The sequence below is a fragment of the Iamia sp. genome, from assembly GCF_035575815.1.
GTDB lineage: Bacteria > Actinomycetota > Acidimicrobiia > Acidimicrobiales > Iamiaceae > Iamia.
Map to the genome: position 1 here is coordinate 49,380 of NZ_DATLXO010000033.1, position 8,959 is coordinate 58,338.

At 72.0% G+C, this 8,959-nt stretch carries 8 protein-coding genes; 3 read left to right on the top strand and 5 right to left on the bottom strand.

All coding sequences use genetic code 11. The annotated features are described in order from the left end of the window. The first annotated feature begins 225 nt into the window (after positions 1-225). Both VNL12_RS02850 and VNL12_RS02855 read left to right on the top strand, forming a co-directional pair. Entirely contained in the window at positions 226-1,437 is a 1,212-nt protein-coding gene (locus VNL12_RS02850; protein ID WP_325591328.1) for a thiolase family protein, read from the top strand. Positions 1,438-1,753: 316 nt separating this feature from the next. Next, positions 1,754-2,014 carry a hypothetical protein gene (locus VNL12_RS02855; protein WP_325591330.1) on the top strand — a complete coding sequence of 87 codons (261 nt, stop codon included), beginning with the start codon at positions 1,754-1,756 and terminating at the stop codon, positions 2,012-2,014. A gap of 97 nt (positions 2,015-2,111) precedes the next feature. Here the strand turns inward: VNL12_RS02855 and VNL12_RS02860 are convergent, their stop codons facing one another. Beyond that, on the bottom strand, positions 2,112-2,810 hold the full coding sequence (locus VNL12_RS02860) for a hypothetical protein (RefSeq protein WP_325591332.1): 699 nt from the start codon (positions 2,808-2,810) through the stop codon (positions 2,112-2,114). A gap of 83 nt (positions 2,811-2,893) precedes the next feature. Between VNL12_RS02860 and VNL12_RS02865 the strand changes: the two genes are divergently transcribed. Continuing rightward, positions 2,894-3,481: an aminodeoxychorismate/anthranilate synthase component II gene (locus tag VNL12_RS02865; RefSeq protein ID WP_325591333.1), complete on the top strand. Its 588-nt coding sequence runs from the start codon at positions 2,894-2,896 to the stop codon at positions 3,479-3,481. A gap of 49 nt (positions 3,482-3,530) precedes the next feature. Here VNL12_RS02865 and pknB read toward each other — a convergent pair whose 3' ends face one another. The 4 genes from pknB to VNL12_RS02885 form a co-directional block, all read right to left on the bottom strand. Then, a complete protein-coding gene (gene pknB, locus VNL12_RS02870; protein ID WP_325591335.1) occupies positions 3,531-5,336 on the bottom strand; it encodes a Stk1 family PASTA domain-containing Ser/Thr kinase in 1,806 nt (601 codons plus the stop codon). Beyond that, a complete protein-coding gene (locus VNL12_RS02875; protein WP_325591337.1) occupies positions 5,333-6,823 on the bottom strand; it encodes a peptidoglycan D,D-transpeptidase FtsI family protein in 1,491 nt (496 codons plus the stop codon). Before VNL12_RS02875 ends, pknB begins: the two co-directional genes overlap by 4 nt. Next, positions 6,823-8,148: an FtsW/RodA/SpoVE family cell cycle protein gene (locus VNL12_RS02880; protein ID WP_325591339.1), complete on the bottom strand. Its 1,326-nt coding sequence runs from the start codon at positions 8,146-8,148 to the stop codon at positions 6,823-6,825. Before VNL12_RS02880 ends, VNL12_RS02875 begins: the two co-directional genes overlap by 1 nt. Before the next feature lie 36 nt (positions 8,149-8,184). Further along, the coding region (locus tag VNL12_RS02885) for a hypothetical protein (protein ID WP_325591341.1) at positions 8,185-8,959 on the bottom strand (775 nt) is incomplete at its 5' end.

Genomic DNA, 8,959 nt, shown 5'->3' on the forward strand with positions numbered 1-8,959 from the left:
AGCTCGTCGGGTGCGTGCGGCGTGACCCATGACATAGCAGATGCTGGGCGACGTCGCCCCTCGTGCCACCACGGTCCCACCGGTCATGGGAGGGCAGTTGCGGCCCGGAGGGCGCCCGGAGCAGACTCTTGACCATGCGGTCTAGTACCGCCCCGGCCCGGGCCCCCGGACCGGCCAGATCGAGCCCGGTCACCCGACCGGTCCACCCACCCCGAGGTGACCCCCATGCCCACCGCAGTGATCGTCGACGCCATCCGGACCCCCGGCGGCAAGCGCAACGGCAAGCTCTCGGGTTGGCACCCGGCCGACCTGCTGGCCGAGGTCCTCAAGGCCCTCGCCGAACGCAGCTCGCTCGACCCTGCCCTCGTCGACGACGTCATCACCGGCTGCGTGATGCAGGTCGGCAACCAGAGCCTCAACGTCGGTCGCAACGCGGTGCTCGCCGCGGGCTGGCCCGAAACCGTCCCCGCCACCACCATCGACCGCCAGTGCGGTTCGTCGCAGCAGTCGATGCACTTCGCGGCCCAGGGCGTCATCGCCGGGGCCTACGACGTGGTCGTCGCCGCCGGCGTCGAGGTCATGTCCACCACCCCGATGGGCGCCTCGGTCACTCCGGGCAGCTTCCCCTTCGGCCCCCAGGCCTTCGAGCGCTACGCCGATTCGGAGTACTTCGGGTTCAAGGGCCTCATCCCCCAGGGCGTGTCGGCCGAGGTCATCGCCGATCGGTGGGAACTCACCCGCGACGACCTCGACGCCTTCGGCCTCCGCAGCCAGCAGCGCGCCGCGGTGGCCCGTGACGAGGGCCGCTTCGACAACGAGATCATCGCCGTGGCCGCCCGGCCCCGCGACAAGGAGACCGGCGAGCTCATCGCCACCGACGAGGTCGTCCGCTCCGACGAGGGCATCCGCGACTCCTCGATGGAGAGCCTGGGCAAGCTGAAGCCGGCCTTCGTGCCCGAGGAGCAGGGCGGCAAGGTGACCGCCGCCAACAGCTCGCAGATCACCGACGGCGCCTCGGGCGTGCTCATCATGAGCGAGGAGAAGGCCGCGGCGCTGGGGCTCACCCCCCGGGCCCGCTTCCACACCTTCGCCCTCGCCGGCGTCGACCCGGTCACCATGCTGACCGGCCCCATCCCCTCGACCCAGAAGGTCCTCGAGCGCTCCGGGCTCTCGATCGACGACATCGACCTCTTCGAGGTCAACGAGGCCTTCGCCTCGGTCGTCCTGGCCTGGCAGAAGGAGCTGGGGGTCGATGCTGAGAAGGTCAACGTCAACGGCGGCGCCGTCGCCCTGGGCCACCCCCTCGGTGCCTCGGGCACCAAGCTCATGGCCACGCTGCTGAACGAGCTCGAGCGCACCGGCGGTCGCTACGGCCTCCAGACCATGTGCGAGGGCGGCGGCCTGGCCAACGCGACGATCGTGGAGAGGATGGGCTGAGGGCTCCGAACGCCGCTGCTCAGGGGGTGGGCGGGTCGACCTCGGGTGGCGCGCCTCGCTCACGGGGGTGGGGCGGGTCGACGTCCACGGTTCGGTGCATGGGCTGAGGGCTCCGAACGCCGCGGCTCACGGTTGTGGGCGGGTCGGGCGTCCACCCTCGCGAGGGGTCGGGCGTCGCGCTCGGCGCTCGCATCTCGTCGGCGGCGTGGCTGGAGGCGCAACGGGGCTGGGCTTCGCGCGATCGATCAGTGCGAGGTGGAACCCGTAGGCTGAGAACGTCCTCGGGTTGGGTGCCCAGCCGGACGGACGCTTTCTCATGTGGGACGTCGTTCGCATCATCCTGGCCTTGGGGTTCGCGCTGCTCTTGATGCGCGTCGGCATCGGGCTGCTCGGGGGCTTCACCCGCCCGGTGCCGGAGCCCCCGCCCGCTGGTGAGCTGCGCAAGGTCAAGCTGCTCTACCGCTGCAGCGTCTGTGGCACCGAGGTGCGGATGACCACCGCGGTCGACGCCGACCCGGATCCACCGCGGCACTGCATGGACGAGATGGACCTCATGACCCCGGTCGACGACCTCTAGCCCGCCGCTCCCGGTTACCCACAGGTGTGGATAAACCTGGGGAGGGTCACATCGATGTAACTTTGCCGCTACCCGCCCGACGCCCCCTGGTCAGCGCTCAGCGGTACTGCGTGGCGGTGAGGATCCCGCCCAGGATGAGGGCCAGGCCGACGCCGAGGGTGAGGGGCTTGCCTCCCCACACCACGTAGGTGAGGAAGATGGCGACCATCCCGAGGCCGAGCAGGGTGAACATGAGCCCCGGCACCCACACCGGGCTCTCGATCTGCGAGCGGGGGATCGGGGCCGTGTACCGGCTCGACTCGGCCGCTGCGGCCGCCTTCTTGGGGTTGCCGCTGCGGGCGGTGGAGGAGCGGACGGCCTTGGGGTCGACCACGCCTCCGGTGCGCTTGGAGGGCTTGGGCACCCTCGTCGCCCCCGCCGCCGCCTGGCGTCGGGCTTTGGTGCCGGTGGGGTCATCGGCGCTGGCCTTGCCCATCGCCCGGGAGCCGGTCGCCGCTCGGCGGGCCTTGGTGCCGGTGGGGTCATCGGCGGAGGCCTTGACCTTGGGCGCCTTGGTCGCCTCGTCCATGCGAGCCGTGGTGGCGGCCCGGCGGGCGGCCACGTCGGCCTGCGGGTCGGCGTTCCCCGCCGGGCGGGACCGGCCGCCGGTCGTCTCGGCGTCTGCGGCGGTCTCGGCGACCGCCGAGGTTCCGTCGGTCGTCTCGTCGGTCTCGGCCCCGCCTTTCGTCGCCGCGTCCTCGTCGGACGGGGCGTCGGGGTCCACGCGGGTGTCGTCGTCGGGTGTCGGATCGGCCATGACCGGCGAGGTTAGGGGATCGGTCGCGACGGCCCGTATCGGACCCGTCCGCGAACCCGTGACCGGCCTATCCTCGGTCCGGCATGGCGCCCCGCATCCTCGTGGTCGACAACTACGACTCCTTCGTCTACAACCTCGTCCAGTACCTCGGTGAGCTGGGGGCCGCGCCTGAGGTCGTCCGCAACGACGAGGTGACCGTGGCTGAAGCGGTCGACGGCGCCCCTGACGGCGTGCTCATCTCCCCCGGGCCCGGGTCGCCGGCCGACGCCGGCATCTCCAACGACCTGATCCGGGCCTGCACCGAGAGGCGACTACCCGTCCTCGGCGTGTGCCTCGGGCTCCAGTGCATCGGTGAGGTCTTCGGCGGCACCGTCGTGCGGGCGCCGCGCGTGATGCACGGCAAGACGTCATTCGTCACCCACGGGGGTCGCGGGGTCTTCGCCGGCCTCCCCGAGCCCCTCGAGGCCACCCGGTACCACTCCCTCGTCGTCGACCGTCGAACGGTGCCCGACTGCCTCGAGGTCACCGCCGAGGCCGACGACGGGCTGGTCATGGGGCTCCTGCACCGTGACGCGCCGACCGAGGGCGTGCAATTTCACCCCGAGTCGATCCTCACCGCCGCCGGTCACGACCTGCTGGCGAACTTCCTCGCCACCACCGCCGCGGCCTGAGCCCGCCCGAGGGCTGGCTCGGCGGGGCCGCGGGGCCGGGGCTCAGTCTTCAAGGCGAGCTGGTCGAGCTGGTCGAGCTGGTCGTGCTCGTCGACTCGGTGGTGGGCGCTTCGGTGGTCGGCGCTTCGGTGGTGGGCGCTTCGGTGGTGGGCGCTTCGGTGGTGGGCGCCTCGGTGGTGGGCGCTTCGGTGGTCGGGGGTTCGGTGGTCGGGGGTTCGGTGATCGGAGGGTCGGTGGTCGGGGGTGCGGTGATCGGCGGGTCGGTGGTCGGAGGTGCGGTGACCGGTGGGTCGGTGGTCGGAGGTGCGGTGATCGGCGGGCGCGTGGTCGGGGGCGGACCGGTCGACACGACGACCTCGATGGGGGTGTCGACGGGGACCTCTTCGCCGCCAGCGGGGTTCTGGCTGACGACCACGCCCAAGGGGACATCGGCGCTCTCGACCCGCTCGATGCGGCGCGCCTCGAAGCCGGCGTCGGCAAGGGCCCGGATGGCGTCGTCCTCGGAGCGGCCCTCGATGTCGGGCACCTTCTCGGTCTCCGCCGCCGCCGGTCCGGTGGAGACCACCAAGCGGACCGTCGTGCCCTCCTCGGCGGAGTCACCCCCGTCCGGGTCCTGGCTGATGACCTCGTCACGAGGGACCTCCGCGCTTGCCTCGCGGGTGGTGGTGTCGACCTCGAAGCCGGCGTCGATGAGGATCAGCTGGGCTTCTTGCACCGGCCGGTCGGTCACGTCGGGCACCTCGATGCCCTCGGTCTCGTCGTCGGTGCTGACCATGGATGCCAACAGGAACAGGGCGCCGCCGAGCAGGGCGAGCACAGCCACGAGCAGCAGCAGGAACCAACCTGTGCGCGAGCGTCGGTCCTGGTCGTCCTGTGGCTCAGGGTCGCCGGCGACGATCGGCCCGCTGCGGGTGGGAGGCGCTGGGGGTCCCGCCGCTGCGGCCGAAGGGGTTGCGGCGGTGGCGCCCGCGGCGGCGACGCCGGCCGTCGTCTTCGATGGTGCGGTCGCCCGGACCGTCAGGCCCTCGGTGAAGCGGCGTAGGTCGGCGCGGAGGGCCTCGGCGTCGGGGTAGCGGTCGTCGGGCGCCTTGGCCAGGAGCCGCATGGCGATCGCCTCGTAGCCGACGGGCACGTCGGGGTGCTGGTCGCGGAGGGGCTCGGGCTTCTCCTGCACGTGCTTGTAGGCCACGGCGATGGGGCTGTCGGCCACGAACGGCGGCTTGCCGTGGGCCATCTCGTACATGACGATGCCGAGGGAGTACAGGTCACTGCGGCCCTCGACGTTGTGGCCCTGGGCCTGCTCGGGGGAGAAGTAGGTGGCCGTGCCCATGACCGAGCCGGTCTGGGTGAGGTTCTCCTCGGCCGACGCGGTGATGGCCCGGGCGATGCCGAAGTCGGCGACCTTCACGTGGCCGCCGTTGGTGATCATGATGTTGCCGGGCTTGATGTCGCGGTGCACGACCCCGTTGCGGTGGGCGAAGCCGAGGGCGTTGGCCACATCCGCGGCGACGCCCGCCGCGGTCTTGGCCGGGGGAGTGCCCTGGGTGCGGAGGATCTCCGACAGGCTGCGCCCGTCGATGAACTCCATCACGATGTAGTAGGTGCCACCCTCCTGGCCCCAGTCGTACACGCCCACGATGTTGGGGTGGTTCAGGTTGGCTGCCGCCTGGGCCTCACGGCGGAACCGGGCCACGAAGGACGGGTCGCTGGCGAACTCGGGGAACAGCACCTTGACCGCGACGGGCCGGGCCAGCAGCAGGTCCCGGGCCAACAAGACGTCGGCCATGCCGCCGCGAGCGATGCGTCGCTGGACCTCGTAGCGGCCGTTGTAGGTGGGGTGGTCGTCGTCGGTCATCCGCCGCCGCCCTCCGGGCCGCGGGTGGCGAGGACGGCCTCCATCACGGCCTTGGCGATGGGAGCGGCGACCGTGCCGCCGGTCTGCTCGGAGGCGCCGGGCTGGGCCTGGACCATCACGGCCACGGCCACGACGGGCGGCTGGCCGGGTGGACCGGCGAAGCCGAGGATCCAGGCGTGGGACTGAGGCGGGTCGGTGCCCAGCTGGGCCGTGCCGGTCTTGCCGCCGACCTCCAGGCCCGGGATCTGCAGCCCCTCGGCGGTGCCGTTGGCGGCGACCTCGACCATCCCGCGACGCATCACGTCGGCCGCCTCGGGGGAGATCGCCCGGAGCCACTCGGATTCCTCGAAGGACCGGACCTCCTCGCCCTCCTCGTCGGTGACCCGGTCCATCACGTGGGGGGTCATGACGGACCCGTCGTTGGCGATGCCGGCGGTGACGAGGGCCATCTGCAGCGGGCTGGAGCTGACGTCACCCTGGCCGATCGAGGCCCGGGCGAGCGGGCCGTTCCCTTCGTTGTCGGGGAACTCGGTGGGGAACGTCGAGGTCGCCGGGTTGGGCAGGTCGATCGGCGGCGCCGAGTTGAAGCCGAAGGCCTCGGCCCCGGCGACCATGGCTTCGGGCCCGAGGTCGACGCCCATCTGGGCAAAGCCGCTGTTGCACGACACGCGGAGGAGGTCGAACAGCCGTCCGCCGCAGGACTGGCCGCCGAAGTTGCTCAGGTCCCGGTCGGTGAAGTCGATGTCGAAGCTGCTGCGCACCGGGTAGTCGGGGTTCTCCTCGGTCACCGCCCCCTGGTCCACCGCGACCGAGCCGGTCACGACCTTGAACGTCGAACCCGGGAAGAAGATGTCGCGGTAGGCCCGCGACAGCAGCGGGCGCTCCGGGTCGGCGTCGAGCGCCGCCTTGAGCGTCGTCGAGGCCTCGGTGTTGGTCGACAGCGGCCCCGGGTCGAAGCTCGGGAAGCTCCACAGGGCGTCGATGGCGCCGGAGCGGGGGTCGAGGGCGACGACTGCGCCCTCGCGGTCGCCGAGCTGCTCGCGGGCGATGCGCTGGGTGTCGGGGTGCATGGTGAGGTGCACGTTCCCGACGGCCTCGCGGTCGACGAAGAGGTCCGACAGGCTGGCGAAGCGCAGCTCGGGCGTGGTGCCGGCCAGGTCGGCGCCGTAGGAGCGTTCCACGCCCGTCGCACCCAGGGTGAAGCTGTAGTAGCCGGTGACGGGCCCGAACAGGTCGCCCTCGGGGTAGAGGCGCTGGAACTTGAAGCGGCTGCGCTCCTCGACCGACCGGGCCAACACGGTGCCGTCGGCGGCGATGATCTGGCCCCGGGGTCGGGAGAAGGTGCGCTGCTCCTGGCGGGTGTTGTCGGGCCGCTCGTTCAGGCGCTCGGCCCCGAAGAACTGGATGTAGTTGAGCTGGGCGAAGAGGGCGGCGAAGCAGCAGACCAGGGCGATGCCCAGCCGCTTGATCTGACGGTCCATGGTCATCAGCCGACCCCCACCGCGGCGCCCGAGCGGCTGACCTTGCGCTGGCGTCGCCGGTTGGAGTCGTCGGAGAGACGGACGAGAAGGGCCAGGAGCACGTAGTTGGCCAGCAGCGACGAACCGCCGTAGGAGACGAAGGGGAGGGCCACGCCGGTGAGGGGCAGCACGCGGGCCACGCCGGCGAGGATGATGAAGGCCTGCACCCCCAGGAGGGTGGTGAGCCCGGTGGCCAGCAGCTTCTCGAACGAGCCCTCCTGGTGCGTGGCGATGCGCAGCCCGCTGCCGATCAGGAGGAGGAACGCCACGATCACCGCGGTGGTGCCGAGCAGGCCCAGCTCCTCACCGATGACGGCGAAGATGAAGTCGTTCTGGGCCTCCGGGAGGCGACCGTCGCCGCTGATGCCGAGCCCCAGGCCCCGCCCGCCTATGCCGCCGTCGGCGAGGGCGTACCAGCCCTGGATGATCTGGTAGCCGGTGTCCTGGGGGTCGTCCCACGGGTTGAGCCAGTTGGTGACCCGGTCCTGGACGTGGCTGAAGAGCGTCCAGGACACGAAGGAGGCCAGGCCGAAGAGGCCGAAGCCGACGATCAGGTAGCCGACCCTCCCGGTGGCGACCCACAGCAACACGATGAAGAGGGCGAAGAAGAGCAGGGCGGTGCCGAGGTCCCTCTCGGCCACGATCACGACCACCGAGATGCCCCAGGCGACCAGCACCGGCCCGAGGTGCTTGGGGTCCGGGAGGAACGGGCGCCGCTTGGGCCACGAGGCCAGGGCCAGCAGCTCGCGCTTCTCGACCAGGTAGGCGGCGAAGAACACGGCGAGGGCGAGCTTGGCGAACTCGCCGGGCTGGAAGTTGATGGGGCCGATGTTGATCCAGATGCGGGCCCCGTTCACCGACAGCCCCACCACGGGCAGCAGCGGCATCATGATCAAGATGACGCCGCCGAAGAGGGCGAGGTAGCGGTAGCGCTCGAGGTCCCGGGGGCGGCGGACCACCACGAGGGTGATGATGAAGGCGGCGATGCCGACCCCGGTCCACAGCGCCTGCAGCCCGGCCAGATCCTCTTCGAGCCGGGCGATGAAGACGTAGCCGATGCCGTTGAGCAGCCCGGCAACGGGCAGCAGCGTGCCGTCGGCGCCCGGGGCCAGTCGGCGCACGGCGAGGTGGGCGATGACGAAGAGCCCCAGGATCAGACCGAGGAAGGGCCCGATGTTGGCGGGCAGCGAGGCGGTGCTGCCCAGGCTGGCCAGGGCGTAGGCGGCGCCGACCACCGCCGCTCCCATGAGCAGCAGGCTGAGCTCGGCGTTGCGGCGCAGGCGTTCGATCATCGGGTGCGGGTCATGGCCCGGTGCCGGGGGACGCGCTCACGGGCCCTCGGTGGTGGTCGGCGCGCTCGACGCGGTCGCGTCCGGTGCGCCGGTCGTGGTGCTGGCGTCGGGCTCGTCGGGGTCGACCGTGGTGGTGGGGTCCGCAGTGGTGGTGGTCGACTCCTCGGTCTTGCGCTGGGCCACCCGGGCCTCGCGGCTGCGGACGAAGGACTGGGCGTCGGCGAGGGAGTCGAACTCGGGCTCGGCGCGGATCTGCTCCTGCTCGGTGCGGCTGAACTCGTCGAGGGGGACCTCGGAGGCCTCCTCGAGGCTCGGGTCGAAGATGAGGAAGCCGCCGGACTGCCCCTTGTAGATCTGCACCTCGTCGCCCGCGGCGGCCACGTAGTAGCCCCGCTCGGCGTACCACGCCGCGGCCAGGTAGGCCCCGCCGAGCACCGCGGTCAGCACGACCACGGCGATGAGGGCTGTCACGGCACGGTGGCGCCCGCCGACGTGGTCCATGTCGCCGTAGAGGTCGGTGGTGGTCCGGCCGAAGGGCAGGTCCTCATCGCCGTCGCGCTTCGGTTCCCCAGAAAAGGGGGAGGTGTCACCGCCCGGCGGTGGAGGAGCGGTGCCCGCCGGCTCGGTGGCGCTCGACGGCGGGACGACCCCGTCGTCGGTGGGCGACGACGAGGCGGCCTCGTCGGAGCGCGTGGGCGCCGGGGCCACGGGCACGCCCGCCGGGGGCGTGAGGTCCTGGTCGCCCGCTGGCCTGGCGCCGCCGCCGCCGGGCACGGCCGGCATCTCGGCGGTGACGGGCGAGGCGCCGTCC